The organism is Xanthomonas sp. CFBP 7698 (assembly GCF_003600855.1).
Taxonomy (GTDB): domain Bacteria; phylum Pseudomonadota; class Gammaproteobacteria; order Xanthomonadales; family Xanthomonadaceae; genus Xanthomonas; species Xanthomonas cannabis.
In genome coordinates this window covers 62,833-80,204 of sequence record NZ_PRDN01000002.1, presented here as the reverse complement: position 1 = coordinate 80,204, position 17,372 = coordinate 62,833, and the positions used below count along the sequence as shown (strand labels likewise).

The following is a 17,372-nucleotide window of genomic DNA, read 5'->3' as shown; positions in this document are numbered from 1 at the left end:
CCAGCGGACAGCACGACAAGCGTGCCCCCAAGGTTCACCAGGCTTCGCCCTTGCCCTCATCCGGCGCTACGCGCCACCTTCTCCCGGCGGGAGAAGGAATAGCCGCTTCCCGCCGGGAGAAGGGTTGGGCGAGGGCCCCTGTGCCGAGAGTCAGGCAGGCCACGGAGCACTCCGCTTCATTGCAGCCCCCCAGTGCATGCTTGACGCTACTCAGTCCCATAACCCACCCGTTGTCCGACTGCTGGAATGCTGTAATCCCCTCAGCGCCAATGAAACCGCTGGCAATCCCCCCGGACAGCCCCATTTCCTGCACATCACTTCTCCCGGAGCCGTCCGATGACGCCCATTTCCGTGCTCGACCTGGCGCCCGTCTGCGAAGGCAGCGACACCACCCACGCTTTCGCCAACATGCTCGATCTGGCGCAACACGCCGAGCGCTGGGGTTACCAGCGTTACTGGCTGGCCGAGCATCACAACATGCCCGGGATCGCCAGCGCGGCCACCGCCGTGCTGAGCGGTCATGTGGCCGGGGGCACCAAGACCATTCGTGTCGGTGCGGGCGGCATCATGTTGCCCAACCACGCGCCGCTGCAGGTGGCCGAGCAATTCGGCACGCTGGCCTCGCTGTATCCGCAGCGCATCGACCTGGGGCTGGGGCGCGCGCCCGGCACCGACCAGCCCACCGCGCGTGCCTTGCGCCGTTATTTCGATAGCGCCGACCAGTTCCCGCAGGATGTGGCGGAGTTGTTGCGTTACTTCGCGCCCGCCGTGCCGGGACAGCTGGTGCAGGCGGTTCCCGGTGCCGGCCTGGACGTGCCGGTGTGGCTGCTGGGGTCCAGCCTGTTCAGTGCGCGGCTGGCGGCGGCGATGGGCTTGTCGTTCGCATTTGCGTCGCACTTCGCGCCCGACGCGATGGACGAAGCGGTGGCGATCTACCGCCGCGAATTCCGCCCGTCCGCACAGCTGGCCAAGCCGCACGCGATGCTTGCGCTGAACGTGGTGGCGGCCGACACCGAGGCGCAGGCGCGGCGCCTGTTCACCACCCAGCAGCAGAGTTTCGTCAATCTGCGACGCGGCAGGCCCGGCAAGATTCCGCCGCCGATCGATGACATCGACGCCTTCTGGCAGCCGCACGAGCGCGCCGGCGTGGAGCGTGCGCTTGCATGCACGGTGCTGGGCGATGCGGAGCAGGTGGCGCACGGCGTGGCGGCCTTCATCGAGCGGCATGCGCCCGATGAGTTGTTGTTCACTGCCAACATCTACGACCACAGCGCACGTCTGCGCTCGTTCGAACTCGCGGCCGCCGCCTGCCGCGAGCTGGACGTGACCACTGCGTGATTCACGTCGCTTTGCGCGGCGATCCGCTCAGATGCGTGCATCTCCATCAGGAAGGCAGGCATGCAATTTCAGGATCGCAGCGACAGCATCAAGCAATTGGCGGAATTGATTCGCGGCGTGGACATCGCGATGTTCACCACCGTGTCGGCGGACGGAAAGCTGGTCAGCCGTCCGCTGGGCACGCAGGAAGTGGAATTCGATGGCGACCTGTGGTTTGCCACCGCAGCCGACAGCCCGAAGGTGGCCGAGATCGCCGCCGACCCGCGCGTCAACGTGGCCTACGCGTCGGCATCCAGGAACACCTATGTGTCGGTCGCCGGAACTGCGCGTGTCGTCCACGACCGCGCCAAGATCGATGCATTGTGGTCGCCGGCAATGAAGGTGTTTTTCCCCGGTGGCAAGGACGACCCCAACCTGCGCCTGATCCATGTGCGTGCCGAATCGGCCGAATACTGGGACGGCCCGAGCGGCCTGCTCGGCAAGGCCTTGTACTTCGTCATGACCGCCGTGACCGACGACACCGCCAGCCTTTCGGACAACCGCGTGGTCGATCTGAAGTGAGCAAGACCTGAGCTGGTGTAGCGACGACGATCAGCCCATTGCCAGACAAGAGACGATCAGCCCTTGCCGGGCAAGAGCGAGGTGGCGTGCAGGTTCCCGGCGCGCGTGTAGCGTAACACCGCGCGCGGGGCGTGTAAGCCCCTCTCTTGCGGGAGAGGGGTTGAGGTGAGGGTAAGGTCGCTCGCATCACCTCAGCGCGCCGGAAACAGATCGGCGCTGCGGAGATCCGTCAGGAAAGTTTCCACCAAGCCAGCTCAGCCAATACCGTCACCAAACCATCGCGGGCCAGCACACCGCACGCTCCACCACCGACACACGCGCAGCCAAGCTCCATCAGCGAGGCACACCGACGCCCGCCGGTGACCGCAGCCTCAACGCCAGGCCACCGGCCACCAGCCGCGAATCAGGTCCACCAACTGATCCGAGGTCACGCCAAACACGGCGATCGAGATCAATGCCGCCGCCCAGCCCGCCAGCATCAGGGCGCCATCGCGCTCCAGCAGGGCCAGCGCAAACAACAGCAAAATCAGCCCGAACAGATAGTTGGTGAACGGGATCGGCAGCGTCAGCAGGACGCCAACCAGTACCAGCAGCGCCCCGGTGAACACCTGCGCCGGCATGCGGTCCAGCACACCATGCAGGCGTGGCCTGAGTAGACGGTCCAGCCGCTGCAGGGTCGGCGCCAGCTTCGCCACGAAGCGCTGGCTGGTGCGCCGCTTCGGGCCACGGTCGCCGATGAACCCCGGCACCCAGGGCTTGCGCAGGCAACACATCATCTGCAGGCCGATCAATACCGTCAGCGGGCCGCTGATGCCGCCGGCCACGCCGGGAATGGGAATGAAGGATGGCAGGATCGCCAGGAACAGGAACACGCCGAATGCGCTCTGCTGCAGATCGGCCAGGATCTCGCGCACGCGCAACACGTGCTCCGGGTCGCCGTCGCTGAAGGCCGCCAGCAGGCTGCGGATGCCTTCGTTGCGGTAACGCATCTGTTCGCTGCCGGCGTCCTCCGAAGGCGGCGCGCCGTTATCCGACGATGTCATCGCTGCCCTCGTCGCCGACGCGGCTCAGCAACAACTTGTCCACGCGCGCGCCGTCCAGATCCACGATCTCGATCCGCCAGCCCGCCCAGTCGAAGAATTCGCCGGCCTGCGGAATCCGGCCGAAGTAATAAATGCAGAGCCCGGCCAGCGTGTGGTAGTCGCCTTCGTCGGCATCCGGCAGTTCGGCTCCCAGCACCTCGCGCAGCTCTTCCACCGGCAGCGAGCCGTCGATCAGCAGCGAGCCATCCGCGCGCGTCACCACCAGCGCATCTTCGTCGGTGTTTTCCACCGCCTGCAGACGGCCGACCACCGCACCCATCAGGTCGCTGATGGTCACCAGGCCGCGGATCTCGCCATATTCGTCGACCACCAGGGCCATCGACTGCTGCTCTTCGCGAAAGATCTCCAGCAGCTTCATCGCGTGCGTGGATTCGGAGACGAACAAGGTCTCGCGCAGTGCCTGGAACAGGTTCTCGCCGTGCCCGCCCATGCGCGTGACCAGCGATTTGACTTCCAGTACGCCAGCAATGTCCTGGTCGCTGCCGCGATACACGGGGTAACGCGAGAATTCATGCTCGCGCATCACCGCAAAGTTACGTTCCGGCTCGGCGTTGGCGTCCAGCCAGGCGATGCGGTTGCGCGGGGTCATCAAACTGTCGGCGGTACGGTCGCCCAGTCGCATCACGCGATTCATCATGTCGCGCTCGTGCGCGTCGATCACGCCGGCCTCGTGGCTTTCGGCCACCAGCATGCGGATCTCTTCTTCGGTCACCGATGCCGATTCGTCCTTGCCCATGCCCAGCATGCGCAGCACCAGCCGGGTCGAGCGTGCCAGTATCCACACGCCGGGCGCGGCGATCCTGGCCAGCCAGGTCATCGGCACCGCCACCACCCCGGCGATGTCTTCGGAGTTGCGCAGCGCCAGCCGCTTGGGCACCAGCTCGCCGAAGATCAACGTCAGGAAGGTGATCAGCGCCACGGCCAGGGTGCTGCCGATCACCACCGAGTAGGGGCGCGGCTTGCCGACCAGCTCGAACGAGGCAGACAAGGCCGGGAACACGCCCTGCAGCCAGCTGCTGATCGCCTCGCCGATGGCCTCGCCACCGAACACGCCGGTCAGGATGCCGATCAGGGTGATGCCGATCTGGACCGTGGACAGAAAGTTCTCGGGGCTTTCGGCCAGGGCTAGCGCCCGTGCGGCGCGCTTGCTGGAGCCGGCCATCTGCTTCAGGCGGCTCTTGCGCGAGGTCATCAACGACATCTCCGACATGGCGAAGAAGCCGTTCAACAGGATCAGGGCGATGACAATCAGAAACTCAACCACGGGCGTCTTCCCCGGTCAGTGAAGGGGAGGGCGGGCAAGCACGGGGTTGGCCGGCGCGCGCAAGGGCGGGGCGGCAACGGGGGAATATAGGGTCGTCTTCCATAGGGTGCGCCCGAAGGCGCGCAAGCATGGTAGCAAACCACAGGGTGGTTCGAGCCGGGAAATGCCGGCGTGAAGGCCACAGGCGGCGTCGATATACCCAGACAGGTCATGGACCGGTCATAATTCGCCCCTGGTGCCGTCCTCCCTCGACGGCAGGAAGTTCTCCACCCATGTTCTCGTTGCAGACCATCTTCGGTTCCGGCAAGCAGTTCTATTCGCTCCTGAACGAAGCGGCGCAGGCCGCCTACGACAGCACCAAGGCGTTGCACGCCATGATGCGCGAGTCCGACCGGCAGCCCGCACTGGACGCCTTCAAGCTCGCCCGCCTGCGCGAACGCGCTGCCTCCGACAAGATCGGCCAGGCCTTGGTGGACAGCTTCATGACCCCGATCGAGCGCGAAGACATCGAAGCGCTGGGTTCGGCGTTGTACAAGATTCCCAAGCAGGTCGAAAAATTCGCCGACCGCTATTCGCTGGCCACCCAGCACCTGGAACACATCGACTTCGCCCCGCGCGCGGCGATGCTGGAGCAGGCTGCCGCGGTGGTGGTGGAGATGGTCGACGACCTTCCACGCATGAACATCGATCGCATGACCGCGCTCAACGACAAGCTGCGCATGCTCGAGAACGAGGCCGACCGTCTGATGCTCGAGCTGTATCGCGACATCTATTCCGGCCGCCTGGATACGCTGCAGATGTTCCTGCTCAAGGAGTTCTTCGAGATCCTGGAAAAAGCCATCGACCGTTGCCGCGAGGCAGGGGTGGTGGTGTACCAGATCGTGTTGAAGAACAGCTGAGGTCGCCGCGTGCTTACCCTTGTTCTGGTGGTGATCCTGGCCGCGTTGGTGTTCGAGTTCATCAACGGCTTCCACGACACCGCCAACTCCATCGCCACCGTGGTCGCCACCAAGGTGCTGTCGCCGGGCTGGGCGGTGATGCTGGCGGCCGGCATGAACCTGATCGGCGCCCTCACCGGTACCGCAGTGGCGCTGACCATTGCCTCCGGCCTGCTCAATACCAACGTCGTGGATGTCACCCCGCAGGTGATCCTGTGCGCACTGCTGGGCGGCATCATCTGGAACCTGATCACCTGGTGGAAGGGCCTGCCGTCGTCGTCCTCGCACGCGCTGATCGGTGGCCTGTGCGGCGCCGGCCTGGCCGCGGCGCACAACAACTGGGACGCGCTGATCTGGTCGGAGAACATCGGCAACTGGGCCAAGAACAAGGGCCTGTTGTGGAAGGTGTTCGTGCCGATGATCACCTCGCCGATCGCCGGCTTCCTGCTCGGCATCGTGGTGATGGTGCTGCTGTGGGCGATCATCGCCGGCATGTCCAGGCTTGGCGGCCCGATCGGGCGGCTGGCGCGGCCGCGCTGGGTCAATGCGTTCTTCGGCAAGGCGCAGATCGCCTCGGCTGCGTACATGGGCTACGCGCATGGTCACAACGACGCGCAGAAGACCATGGGCATCATCGCCATGACCCTGATCGGCGCGCAGTCGGCCGGCGCACTGGATGACCTGCCCAGCTGGCTGTCGTTCCTGCACCCGGGCACCGGCCTGGCCGCCGGCGCCGGTATCCCGATGTGGATCGTGCTGACCTGCGCGGTGGTGATGGCGGCCGGCACGGCGTCCGGCGGCTGGAAGATCATCAAGACGCTCGGCCACAAGATGGTCAAGCTGCATCCCATCCACGGCTTTGCCGCCGAAACCAGCTCGGCCACGGTGCTCACCGTGGCCGCGCACTTCGGCATGCCGGTATCCACTACGCACAGCATCTCCACCGCCATCATGGGCGTGGGCTTTGCCAAGAACCCGCGCTCTCTGCGGCTGGGCGTGATCGAGCGCATCGTCTGGGCCTGGATACTCACCATTCCCGCAGCCGGCGGTGTGGCGTATCTGATCCTGCGCATGTTCGAGCTGTTCGGCTGGACCTGACACGGTGTCGCGGTGCGGTCACGCGCCGCGACCACGATGCGGCCCTTGCGCAAGCCATCTGCCACCGGCGGTGTGCCTGCGCGTTCTGAGTGAGACCCTGCCTCGATGATGCTTGCCCTGGTGTGCGTGTTGTTCGGGTTTGCCTGGTTGATCGATCGCCGCGGCCTGCGGCGATTTTCGCGTGTGCTGGGCGGCATCAGCCTGGCGCTGGTGTTTGCCGTGGGCTGCGGCCCGTTGCCGTCGTGGATGCTGCAACACCTGCAGCGCACCGGGGTCAACGACTTCAACGCGTGGGGCGCGCGCAACGTGATCGTGCTGCTCGGCGCCGGCACGGTGCGCCCGGAGGGGCGTGACGCGGTGGCCGAGGCCAACATGTTCGCCTACGGGCGCATTGTCGAATCGGCGCGGCTGTACCAGCAGTGCCGCCGCAGCGGCGGCGATTGCAAGATCGAGATCAGCGGTGGCGACGCGCGCGGCCTGGGCCTGTCCGAGGCGGTGGTCTATCAGCGCGTGTTGATCGGGCTGGGGATCGAGCGGGCGGATCTGATCATGGAGCCCTCCAGCATGAACACCTGGCAGAACGCGCAGTTCAGCCAGCCGCTGCTGCGCGCGCACCGGCCGGACCGCATCGTGCTGGTGTCCTCGGCCACGCATCTGCGCCGCGCCGAGCTGTACTTCCGCCACTTCGGCATCGACGCCGTGCCGGTGCGTGCGGACTGGCTGACCGCCTCCTGGTCGGTGCTGCCGCAGAGCTACAACTTCACCCTGGCCGATGTAGCCCTGCACGAATACCTGGGCATCGCGCGCTACCGCGTCTACCAGTGGCTGGGCTGGAACGTCAAAGCCACCGGGCCCGGCGCGGTCTGAGCGCCGTGCGGCGCGGCTGCTTCACCGCCGGACCTCGCACGCCCGGCGATGGCTGCACTCAGCGCGCCTGGTACATCGCCTTGACGTCGTTGCGGAACGCGGCCTGGCTGTCGGCGCGGTTGTAGAACATGTGGCCGCCCGGGTATTCGCGCACCTGCACGCGGTTCGGGTCGCTGCCCATTGTCGGCATCTGGTCCACGGTCAGGATCGACCCCATGAACGGGCAGGAGAGGTCGTTCCAACCGTGCGCGATCAACACGCGCAACTTGGGGTCGATCGCCACCGACTGGCGCAGCTGCGTCACCGCACCCTTGCGCAACTCGTCACCCCAGTCCCATAGCGCGTTGACCTCCATATTGATCGCCTGATAACGCGCATCGACCTTCCAGCCGACCACGCGGGTGACGAAGTCCACCATCGCGGTGGTGGTCGGCGCGATGATGCTGTCCAGCAGCGGGTCGTTGGCGCGTTGTTCGGCATCGTTGGGGAACGGGTCGAAGGCGGTCACGTTGGAGTCGTAACGGCTGCCCAGCTCGCCCTTGTCGCGAAACACCTCGCGCAGATACGCCTGGGTTTCCAGGCGTCCACCGGAACGCCGCACGTACGCCGGGTCCAGCCCGGTCATGCGGGTCACCTGCTGCAGCATCGCTTCGGTCGCCTGCGGGTCGGTGCGTCCTTTCATCAACGCCACTGCGTAGTCGCCGCGCGTGTAATCGATCACCTGGCGCATGGCGCTGTCGCTGAGCTGGCCCTGGCGCTCCAGATGCGCAGCAGCGATGGAGGGCAGTGTCAGCATCCACGCCAGCGGGGAGACATCGCCGTTGTCGTCCAGGGTGGGATTGAGATACGGCGACACCAGCACCACGCCGTTCATCGCCACGCCCAGCCGCGTCTGCAGGAAATGGGTGATGCGCGGGCCGCGGAAGCCGCCGTAGCTTTCGCCCACCAGATACTTGCGTGCCTGCAGGCGGCGGTTCTTGAGCAGCCAGTCGTAGATCACGCGCGAGAGATATTCCACATCCGCCTGCGGGTTGTAGAACTGCTTCTTGGCATCGTCGTCGCCGATCAATGCGCGGCTGAAGCCGGTGCCCACCGGGTCGATGAACACCAGGTCGGTGAAGTCCAGCCAGGTGCCCGGGTTGTCGCGCAGCGTCGCCGGTGCCGACGCGCTGTCGCCTTCAGCGCCGAAACCGACGATCTTCGGCCCGATCGCGCCCATGTTGAGATACACCGATGAGGCGCCGGGCCCGCCATTCAATGCGAAGGTCACCGGACGGTCCTTGCCATCGACGGTGTAGGCGGTGAACACCACTTCGCCGGTGGTCTTGCCCTGCGCATCGCGCACCGGCAGCGTGCCGACCGTGGCGGTGTAGCTCAGGCTGCGGCCGGCCACCCGCGTGCTCTGGCGCACGCTGATGTCGGCCGGCAGCGGCGCAGGTCTGGACGCCGACGCATCGGCTTTCGCCTCGCTGGGGTCGCTTTTACGATCGTCTTTATCTGGTGCAGCCGCCAGTGCCGCCCCGCTGAGCAGGAAGCAGGCCAGCAGGCTGGCACGGAAGAGCAAGGGCATGAGCATCGACGCCGGAACAGGGGAGCGCTGATGCTAGGCCGCTGCAGAGCCCGGTGGATGTGCAGGAAGGCATGGGTGGCGCGTTGACCGATGCAGCAAGCGTGGCGTAGAGCCGGGTGTACTGCGGCAGGAAGCCGTCTGACCTGGGGGTGAGGTCTGCGCGGTTCGCTGAAACAAGCATCGACCTAAAAAAGAAGACCGATAACCCTCCCTTCTCCCCCCGGGACATTGTCCTCCTTTATGGGGGAGAAGGTGCCTCGCAGGGGCGGATGAGGGTACGGGCGACGCCTCGTGCGATTACTTACCCAATGGCGTCGCCCGTACCCTCACCCCAACCCCTCTCCCGACGGGAGAGGGGCTTAAAGGTTCCAGAGGTTTCAAACTTCCAACGAAGCCAGATCACCCTTGCTCTCAAGCCACTGCTTGCGGTCGCCCGCGCGCTTTTTCGCCAGCAACATGTCCATCAACGAACGGGTCTGCTCGCCATCGTCGATGGTGAGCTGCACCAGCCGGCGGGTATCCGGATGGATGGTGGACTCGCGCAGCTGCTGCGGGTTCATCTCGCCCAGGCCCTTGAAGCGGGTGACGCTGATCTGGCCCTTCATCTTCTCGCGCGCAATCTTGTCCAGCAGCGTGGTCTTTTCTTCTTCGTCCAGCGCATAGAACACCTGCTTGCCCACGTCCACGCGGAACAGCGGCGGCATCGCCACGAACACGTGGCCGGCGGCTACAAGCGCAGGGAAGTGCTGCAGGAACAGCGCCGTCAGCAGCGTGGCGATATGCAGGCCGTCGGAGTCGGCGTCGGCCAAGATCACTACCTTGCCGTAGCGCAGCCCGGTGATGTCGTCCTTGCCCGGGTCGCAGCCGATCGCGATCGCCAGGTTGTGCACTTCCTCGGAGGCCAGCACGCTGCCGGACGCCACTTCCCAGGTGTTGAGGATCTTGCCGCGCAGCGGCAGGATCGCCTGGAAATCCTTGTCGCGCGCCTGCTTGGCCGAGCCGCCGGCCGAATCGCCTTCGACCAGGAACAGCTCGGTACGCGACAGGTCCTGGCTGATGCAATCGGCCAGCTTGCCGGGCAGGGCCGGGCCCTGGGTCACCTTCTTGCGGACGATCTGCTTTTCGGTCTTCAGCCGCGCGCTGGCACGGTCGATGGCGATCTGCGCGATCTTCTCGCCGATCTCCACGTTCTGGTTGAGATACAGGCTGAAAGCGTCATGCGCGGCGCCTTCGATGAAGCCGGCGGCCTGGCGCGACGACAGGCGTTCCTTGGTCTGCCCGGAGAACTGCGGGTCGGTCATCTTCAGGCTGAGCACGAAGGTGACGCGGTCCCAGACATCTTCCGGCGCCAGCTTGACGCCGCGCGGCAGCAGGTTGCGGAAATCGCAGAACTCGCGCAGCGCATCGGTCAGGCCCGAACGCAGACCGTTGACGTGGGTACCGTGCTGCGCGGTGGGGATCAGGTTGACGTAGCTTTCCTGCACCAGCTCGCCTTCCGGCACCCAGGCCGCGGCCCAGTCCACGATCTCGGTGTCCTTCTTCAGGCTGCCCACGAACAGCTCGGCCGGCAGCAGTTCGTGCTCGGCCATCTCGCCTTTCAGATAGTCGCGCAGGCCGTTTTCGAAGTACCAGCTGTCCTGCTCGCCGGTGGCTTCGTCATGCAGCTTGACGGTCAGGCCGGGGCACAGCACCGCCTTGGCGCGCAGCAGGTGGCGCAGTGCGCGCACATTGAATTTGGGCGTGTCGAAGTACTTCGGGTCGGCCCAGAAGCGCAGCCGCGTACCGGTGTTCTTCTTGCCGACGGTGCCGACCACTTCGAGCTTGGAGGCGGCGTTGCCGTCGCGGAACTCCATGCGGTGCTCGCTGCCTTCGCGCTTGATGAACAGCTCGACCTTGGTCGAGAGCGCGTTGACCACGCTCACGCCCACGCCGTGCAGGCCGCCGGAGAAGGTGTAGTTGCGGTTGCTGAACTTGCCGCCGGCGTGCAGGCGGGTCAGGATCAGTTCCACGCCCGGGATCTTCTCTTCCGGGTGGATGTCCACCGGCATGCCGCGGCCGTCGTCGGACACCTCGCAGCTACCGTCCTTGTACAACGTGACTTCGACCTGCTTGGCGTGACCGGCCAACGCCTCGTCGACCGAGTTGTCGATCACTTCCTGCGCCAGGTGGTTCGGGCGCGCGGTGTCGGTGTACATGCCCGGGCGGCGTTTGACCGGGTCCAGGCCCGACAGCACTTCAATATCGGCGGCGTTATAACGGGTGTTCATGCATCTCGTTGGCACGTGAAACGACGCGCAAGTGTGGGGGCTGAGGCAACTTTTTGCACGTGGCAGGCGTTCAGTGCGGGGCGGGGTGCCGGTGGCTACCCTGGTGTTGGTTTCGGAACCAAACGTCCCCACCTGAGGATGTCACCGAACCGGAGGACACCATGAAGTTCAAGCATATTCTGATGCTCACCCTGGGTGCGGCCGCCGTGGCGGCACTTCCCGCCATGGCGCAGGCGGCCCCGCAGCAGGCCGGGCAGGGCGCCAGCGCGCAGAAGAGCGACGACGCCAAGGCCAAGACCGAAGCCGAGCGCAAGGCCGAGCGCCGCGCCGCCGCTGCCGCGCAGAAGCCCAAGGCCGACAGCGCTCCGCGCGAGGAAGAGGAAGAAGAAAAGCCCTCGCGCTGAGTCTTTTGTCAGGTCACTGCGTGACATGGACGCCCCGGCTTCGGCCGGGGCGTCTGCATTTGCAGATGCGTAGCCGAATTTTCCGTGCTGGATGGCCTCGCCGTCACGCAACCCTTGGGCATTCGCCCGTCACCCGTTAAACTATGGCTTTCCGGGAGGCCTTGAGCCCCATGACTCCCCTGATTTTCGTAACAGGCGGTGTAGTGTCCTCGCTAGGCAAGGGCATCGCCGCAGCTTCGCTTGCGTCCATTCTTGAAGCGCGTGGCCTGAAGGTCACGATGATGAAGCTGGACCCGTACATCAATGTTGACCCGGGCACGATGAGCCCGTTCCAGCACGGCGAGGTCTACGTCACCGACGACGGTGCCGAAACCGACCTGGACCTTGGCCACTACGAGCGCTACGTGCGCACGCGGCTGTCGCGCAAGAACTCGGTGACCACCGGGCGGATCTACGAGAACGTGATCCGCAAGGAACGTCGCGGTGATTATCTGGGCGCCACCGTGCAGGTGATCCCGCATATCACAGACGAAATCCGCCGTTGCATCGACGAGGCCACGGCCGGCTTCGATGTGGCGCTGATCGAGATCGGCGGCACCGTGGGCGATATCGAATCGCTGCCGTTCCTGGAAGCGATCCGTCAGGTACGCACCGAGCGCGGCGCCGAAAAGGCCATGTTCATGCACCTCACCCTGGTGCCGTACATCGCGGCTGCCGGTGAGTTGAAGACCAAGCCGACCCAGCATTCGGTCAAGGAACTGCGCTCGATCGGCATCCAGCCGGACGTGCTGCTGTGCCGCTCCGAGCAGGCGGTGCCGGATTCGGAGCGTCGCAAGATCGCGCTGTTCACCAATGTCTCCGAGCGCGCGGTGATCAGCTGCCCGGATATCGACGTGCTGTACGGCATGCCGCTGGAGTTGCTGCGCCAGGGACTGGACGAATTGGTCATCGACCAGTTCAAGCTGCGCGACAAGGTCGCTGCCGCCGATCTGTCCGAGTGGGCGGCGGTCGTGGATGCGGTTAAGCATCCGCTGGACGAGGTCAACATCGCCGTGGTCGGCAAGTATGTCGATCACCAGGACGCCTACAAGTCGGTGGCCGAAGCGTTGCGTCACGGCGGCCTGCGTCAGCGCACCAAGGTCAACCTGAAGTGGCTGGAGGCGCAGGATCTGGAGGGCAGCGACATGTCTGCCTTGCAGGATATCGACGGCATTCTGGTGCCGGGCGGTTTCGGCGACCGCGGTTTCGAAGGCAAAGTGCAGACCTCCAAGTTCGCGCGCGAGCACAAGGTGCCGTACTTCGGCATTTGCTACGGCATGCAGGCGGCGGTGGTGGACTATGCCCGCCACGTGGCCGACCTGGACGCGGCCAACAGCACCGAGAACGATCGCCAGTCGCCGCATCCGGTGATCGGCCTGATCACCGAATGGCGCACCGCCACCGGCGAAGTCGAAAAGCGCGACGAAAAATCCGACCTGGGCGGCACCATGCGCCTGGGCTTGCAGGAGCAGCGGCTCAAGCCGGGCACGCTGGCACGCGAGGTCTATGGCAAGGACGTGGTGGCCGAGCGTCATCGTCACCGCTATGAGTTCAACAACCGCTACCGCACCCAGCTGGAAGACGCTGGTCTGGTGATTTCCGGCAAGTCGATGGACGACACCTTGGTGGAAGTGGTGGAGCTGCCGCGCGATGCGCACCCGTGGTTCCTGGCCTGCCAGGCGCACCCGGAATTCCTGTCCACGCCACGCGACGGGCACCCGTTGTTCATCGGCTTCGTGCGCGCCGCGCGCGAGAAGAAGGCGGGCGGCAAGTTGTTGAAGGAAGCGCGTGCGTGAGCTGTGCCTTCTCCCCTTGGGAGAAGGTGCCCTGAAGGGGCGGATGAGGGTGCGCCGCAATGCACTGGAAGGTGGCAGCCATGACGAGCGCGTCGCTGCGCGCTAGTCAGGCAAACCATCATGCTTCAGCAGTGCTTCGCAACCGCACCCTCACCCCAACCCTTCTCCCGACGGGAGAGGGGCTCAGATCATGGCAACTCCCTTCTCCCGTCGGGAGAAGGTGGCGCGAAGCGCCGGATGAGGGGACGGGCGAAGTCTCATGCACCCAATCACTCAATTACCACGCGCAAGCCTTACCCTCACCCCAACCCCTCTCCCGATGGAGAGGGGCTTTAATCAATAGGTGACCTGATGAAACTGTGTGACTTCGAAGTTGGTCTGGATCAGCCGTTGTTCCTGATCGCTGGCCCCTGCGTGATCGAGTCGATGCAGCTGCAGCTCGACGTGGCCGGCAAGCTCAAGGAAATCACCGGCAAGCTCGGGGTCAACTTCATCTTCAAGTCGAGCTTCGACAAGGCCAACCGCACCTCCGGCACCAGCTTCCGCGGCCCGGGCCTGGAAGAAGGCCTGAAGGTGCTGGATGCAGTGAAAAAGCAGATCGGCGTGCCGGTGCTCACCGACGTACACGAATACACCCCGATGAACGAGGTCGCCGCCGTCGTCGACGTGCTGCAGACCCCGGCATTTCTGGTGCGCCAGACCGACTTCATCAAGAACGTCTGCGCCGCCGGCAAGCCGGTCAATATCAAGAAGGGCCAGTTCCTGGCGCCGTGGGACATGAAGCCGGTGGTGGACAAGGCCAAGTCGACCGGCAACGAGCAGATCATGGTCTGCGAGCGTGGCGCCTCGTTCGGCTACAACAACCTGGTCAGCGACATGCGCTCGCTGAGCGTCATGCGCGATACCGGGTGCCCGGTGGTGTTCGATGCCACCCACTCGGTGCAGTTGCCTGGCGGGCAGGGCAGCAGCTCCGGCGGCCAGCGCGAGTTCGTGCCGGTGCTGGCACGCGCCGCGGTGGCGGTCGGTATTTCCGGCCTGTTCGCCGAAACCCATCCGGATCCGTCCAAGGCGCTGTCCGATGGCCCCAATGCGTGGCCGCTGGACCGCATGGAAGAGCTGCTGGAAACGCTGATGGAACTGGACGCCGTCACCAAGAAGCACGGGTTCGCGCGCTTCGCATGAGTTCCGATCCGTGGGCGTTGGCGGCATCGCGTCGCCAACGCCGGCACTGGCGGCACTGGCCCTGGGGCTGGATGGCGTTGGGTTTATCGCTTGCTGCATGGGCCTGTCTGGCCGTCATGGCCTTCTTGGTAACCGCCAGCATCGGCATGCCGGGCGACGGCAACCATGCGATGCAGGCCACGCGCGTTCCGATGTTTGTCACGCTGTTGGTGGGCGCGCTGGTGGCGATCGGCGGGTGTGTCGCCAGCCCGGTCGCGTTCTCGCTGCGTCGCCAGCCGGGCGCTGCAGCCATGGGCTTGGCGTTGCTGCTGCTCTTGCTACTGCTGTCTTGTTTGTCGCTGCTAGGACTGAAGGCCTAGCTGCACAGTCTTGCCGGTCAGGCACTCATCGGGCCCAATGCGATTTGGCAATGGACCGGTGTGCAGCGATAATCCGGCAGCTTGTTTCCGGTGTACTTCCCCCTTACTGGTAACCGATCGACCTATGACCACTATCGCCAAGATCCTCGCCCGCGAAATCCTCGATTCCCGCGGCAATCCCACGCTGGAGGCCGAAGTCACGCTGGACGACGGCTCGTTCGGCCGCGCCGCCGTGCCCTCGGGCGCATCGACCGGCACCAAGGAAGCGGTGGAGCTGCGCGATGGCGACAAGACCCGCTACCTGGGCAAGGGCGTGCGCCACGCGGTGGACAACGTCAACGGCACCATCGCCGAGACGCTGAAGAACTTCGATGCGGCCGACCAGCAGGGTCTGGACCGTCGCCTGATCGATCTGGATGGCACCGAGAACAAGGGCCGCCTGGGTGCCAACGCACTGCTGGGTGTGTCGCTGGCCGCCGCGCATGCCGTGGCCGCCTCGCGCAAGCAGCCGCTGTGGCAGTACCTGTCCACCATCACCGAGGCCGATGTCAGGCTGCCGGTGCCGATGATGAACATCATCAACGGTGGCGCGCATGCCGACAACAACGTCGACTTCCAGGAGTTCATGGTGCTGCCGGTGGGCTGCAGCTCGTTCTCCGAAGCGCTGCGCGCCGGTACCGAAATCTTCCATTCGCTCAAGTCGGTGCTCAAGGGCCACGGCCTGAGCACGGCGGTGGGCGATGAAGGCGGCTTTGCGCCGGACTTCCGCAGCAACGTCGAAGCGCTGGACACCATCCTCGAGGCGATCGGCAAGGCCGGTTACACCGCCGGCGAAGACGTGCTGCTGGGCCTGGACGTGGCCTCCAGCGAATTCTACGACAACGGCAAGTACAACCTGGTCGGCGAGAACAAGCGCCTGACCAGCGAGCAGTTCGTCGACTTCCTGGCCGACTGGGTCGCGCAGTACCCGATCATCAGCATCGAAGACGGCCTGGCCGAAGACGACTGGGCCGGCTGGAAGCTGCTGACCGATCGCGTCGGCAAGAAGGTTCAGCTGGTGGGCGACGATCTGTTCGTCACCAACCCGAAGATCTTCAAGCAGGGCATCGACTCGGGTACCGCCAATGCGATCCTGATCAAGGTCAACCAGATCGGCACGCTGACCGAAACGCTGGAAGCCATCGCCATGGCGCACGCGGCCAATTACGCCTCGATCGTCTCGCACCGCTCGGGCGAAACCGAAGACACCACCATCGCCGACATCGCCGTGGCCACCACCGCCACGCAGATCAAGACCGGCTCGCTGTGCCGCAGCGACCGCGTCGCCAAGTACAACCAGCTGCTGCGCATCGAGCAGGCACTGGGGTCCGGCGCGCGTTACGCCGGCCGCGACGCGTTCGTCTCGATCAAGCGATAAGCCGTGCGCAACTGGCGCTGGCTACTGCTGGTGCTGGCGGTGCTGCTGGCTTGGCTGCAGTACCGCTTCTGGTTCGGGCCTGGGAATTCCGGTGAAGTCATGATGCTGGAAGCCCAGGTCGCGCATCAGACACAGGACAACGAAGGTCTGCGCCAACGCAACCAGGCGTTGGCAGCAGAGGTGAAGGATTTGAAGGACGGCGAAGCGGCAATCGAGGAACGCGCACGCAGCGAGCTGGGCATGATCAAGCCGGGCGAGACGTTTTATCGCGTGGTCGAAGATGCGCCGTTGCCGTCACCCGCAGCCACTGATGCAGCGGTCCCCGCACAGCAAGCGCCCGACGCCACCGATCCGGTGGATCACCCATGACAGGCTCCATTTGGGCCATCGTGCCGGCCGCGGGGCGCGGCACGCGGTTTGGCGGGCCGGTGCCCAAACAATACCTGCCTGCCGGCGGTCAGCCGTTGATGGCGTATACGCTGGCCGCGCTGGCCGCGCATCCGGCCGTGGCCGGCATCCTGGTGGCGATCGCCCCCGGCGATGCCGACTGGCCCGGCTGGACTGCGGTGGAATCCACACCGGTGCTGACCTGCGTCGGCGGCGCCACGCGTGCGGCCTCCGTACTGGCCGGATTGCTGGCCTTGCCCGAGAGTGTTCGTGCAGACGACTTCGTGCTGGTGCACGACGCCGCACGGCCCAACCTGGCGCTGGCCGATTTGGATCGGCTGCTGGAAATCGGCCGCGGCGACCCGGTCGGCGCGATCCTGGCCGCACCGGTACGCGACACGCTCAAGCGTGCCGGCGACGATGGTGGCATCGACGGCACCGAGCCGCGCGAACGCCTGTGGCGTGCGCTCACGCCGCAGCTGTTTCGGCGTCACCAACTCATCCGCGGCCTCACCGAAGCGTCGGCGGCCGGGGTGGATGTGACCGACGAGGCAATGGCGATGGAGCGCCTGGGGCTGCGCCCCCTGTTGGTGGAAGGCGCCGAAGACAACTTCAAGGTCACCACGCCGACGGATCTGGCGCGCTTCGAATTCGAATTGGCGAGGCGGGGCCCGGAGCCCTGGAGCCGGGACCCGGACAGCCTCGGTCCAGCTTCTACTGTCTTGGCATCTGCCGTTCCGGGACCCGATTCCCGGGTTCCCGGTCCCGAAGAGGTTTGATCC

General features: G+C 65.4%; 16 protein-coding genes. 12 read left to right on the top strand and 4 right to left on the bottom strand.

Annotated features, from left to right (window positions below; all coding sequences use genetic code 11):
* The first annotated feature begins 336 nt into the window (after positions 1 to 336).
* Positions 337 to 1,338, top strand: a complete 1,002-nt coding sequence (locus XnspCFBP7698_RS08125) for an LLM class flavin-dependent oxidoreductase (protein WP_104580115.1) — start codon at positions 337 to 339, stop codon at positions 1,336 to 1,338.
* 60 nt (positions 1,339 to 1,398) lie between these two features.
* Positions 1,399 to 1,899 (top strand): pyridoxamine 5'-phosphate oxidase family protein, encoded by a 501-nt coding sequence (locus XnspCFBP7698_RS08120; protein ID WP_039409367.1) that lies wholly within the window; start codon positions 1,399 to 1,401, stop codon positions 1,897 to 1,899.
* 371 nt (positions 1,900 to 2,270) lie between these two features.
* On the opposite strand, the gene XnspCFBP7698_RS08115 is transcribed toward XnspCFBP7698_RS08120, so the two are convergent.
* Both XnspCFBP7698_RS08115 and XnspCFBP7698_RS08110 read right to left on the bottom strand, forming a co-directional pair.
* Entirely contained in the window at positions 2,271 to 2,942 is a 672-nt protein-coding gene (locus XnspCFBP7698_RS08115; protein ID WP_166743137.1) for an exopolysaccharide biosynthesis protein, read from the bottom strand.
* On the bottom strand, positions 2,926 to 4,266 hold the full coding sequence (locus XnspCFBP7698_RS08110; protein WP_104580116.1) for a hemolysin family protein: 1,341 nt from the start codon (positions 4,264 to 4,266) through the stop codon (positions 2,926 to 2,928). The genes XnspCFBP7698_RS08115 and XnspCFBP7698_RS08110 overlap by 17 nt, the downstream gene beginning before the upstream one ends.
* A 272-nt stretch (positions 4,267 to 4,538) precedes the next feature.
* On the opposite strand from XnspCFBP7698_RS08110, the gene XnspCFBP7698_RS08100 reads away from it, so the two are divergent.
* The 3 genes from XnspCFBP7698_RS08100 to XnspCFBP7698_RS08090 all read left to right on the top strand — a co-directional run bounded on the left by XnspCFBP7698_RS08100 (position 4,539) and on the right by XnspCFBP7698_RS08090 (position 7,169).
* Positions 4,539 to 5,165, top strand: a complete 627-nt coding sequence (locus XnspCFBP7698_RS08100; RefSeq protein WP_039412104.1) for a DUF47 family protein — start codon at positions 4,539 to 4,541, stop codon at positions 5,163 to 5,165.
* A gap of 9 nt (positions 5,166 to 5,174) precedes the next feature.
* Entirely contained in the window at positions 5,175 to 6,302 is a 1,128-nt protein-coding gene (locus XnspCFBP7698_RS08095) for an inorganic phosphate transporter (protein WP_047694061.1), read from the top strand.
* A 105-nt stretch (positions 6,303 to 6,407) separates the two neighbouring features.
* Positions 6,408 to 7,169: a YdcF family protein gene (locus tag XnspCFBP7698_RS08090; protein ID WP_104580117.1), complete on the top strand. Its 762-nt coding sequence runs from the start codon at positions 6,408 to 6,410 to the stop codon at positions 7,167 to 7,169.
* 58 nt (positions 7,170 to 7,227) lie between these two features.
* Here XnspCFBP7698_RS08090 and XnspCFBP7698_RS08085 read toward each other — a convergent pair whose 3' ends face one another.
* Together XnspCFBP7698_RS08085 and parE are read right to left on the bottom strand one after the other, a co-directional pair.
* The gene (locus XnspCFBP7698_RS08085; RefSeq protein ID WP_104580177.1) at positions 7,228 to 8,739 is read right to left on the bottom strand and encodes a S10 family peptidase; all 1,512 of its coding nucleotides are present in this window, start codon (positions 8,737 to 8,739) and stop codon (positions 7,228 to 7,230) included.
* Positions 8,740 to 9,116: 377 nt separating this feature from the next.
* Entirely contained in the window at positions 9,117 to 11,006 is a 1,890-nt protein-coding gene (parE, locus tag XnspCFBP7698_RS08075) for a DNA topoisomerase IV subunit B (protein ID WP_047694065.1), read from the bottom strand.
* A 161-nt stretch (positions 11,007 to 11,167) separates the two neighbouring features.
* Between parE and XnspCFBP7698_RS08070 the strand changes: the two genes are divergently transcribed.
* From XnspCFBP7698_RS08070 to ispD, 7 genes are all read left to right on the top strand, one after another.
* Complete coding sequence (locus tag XnspCFBP7698_RS08070; RefSeq protein WP_047694067.1) at positions 11,168 to 11,410, top strand: hypothetical protein; 243 nt, start codon at positions 11,168 to 11,170, stop codon at positions 11,408 to 11,410.
* A gap of 170 nt (positions 11,411 to 11,580) precedes the next feature.
* On the top strand, positions 11,581 to 13,245 hold the full coding sequence (locus XnspCFBP7698_RS08065) for a CTP synthase (RefSeq protein ID WP_047694069.1): 1,665 nt from the start codon (positions 11,581 to 11,583) through the stop codon (positions 13,243 to 13,245).
* 351 nt (positions 13,246 to 13,596) lie between these two features.
* A complete protein-coding gene (gene kdsA, locus XnspCFBP7698_RS08060; protein ID WP_008571228.1) occupies positions 13,597 to 14,427 on the top strand; it encodes a 3-deoxy-8-phosphooctulonate synthase in 831 nt (276 codons plus the stop codon).
* Positions 14,424 to 14,786 carry a hypothetical protein gene (locus XnspCFBP7698_RS08055; protein ID WP_081422370.1) on the top strand — a complete coding sequence of 121 codons (363 nt, stop codon included), beginning with the start codon at positions 14,424 to 14,426 and terminating at the stop codon, positions 14,784 to 14,786. Before kdsA ends, XnspCFBP7698_RS08055 begins: the two co-directional genes overlap by 4 nt.
* A 124-nt stretch (positions 14,787 to 14,910) precedes the next feature.
* Complete coding sequence (gene eno / locus XnspCFBP7698_RS08050; RefSeq protein ID WP_047694074.1) at positions 14,911 to 16,203, top strand: phosphopyruvate hydratase; 1,293 nt, start codon at positions 14,911 to 14,913, stop codon at positions 16,201 to 16,203.
* A 3-nt stretch (positions 16,204 to 16,206) separates the two neighbouring features.
* Positions 16,207 to 16,572, top strand: a complete 366-nt coding sequence (gene ftsB, locus XnspCFBP7698_RS08045; protein WP_123137357.1) for a cell division protein FtsB — start codon at positions 16,207 to 16,209, stop codon at positions 16,570 to 16,572.
* Positions 16,569 to 17,369, top strand: coding sequence for a 2-C-methyl-D-erythritol 4-phosphate cytidylyltransferase (gene ispD, locus XnspCFBP7698_RS08040; RefSeq protein ID WP_123137356.1), 801 nt, complete (start codon positions 16,569 to 16,571; stop codon positions 17,367 to 17,369). The genes ftsB and ispD overlap by 4 nt, the downstream gene beginning before the upstream one ends.
* Positions 17,370 to 17,372: the final 3 nt, after the last annotated feature.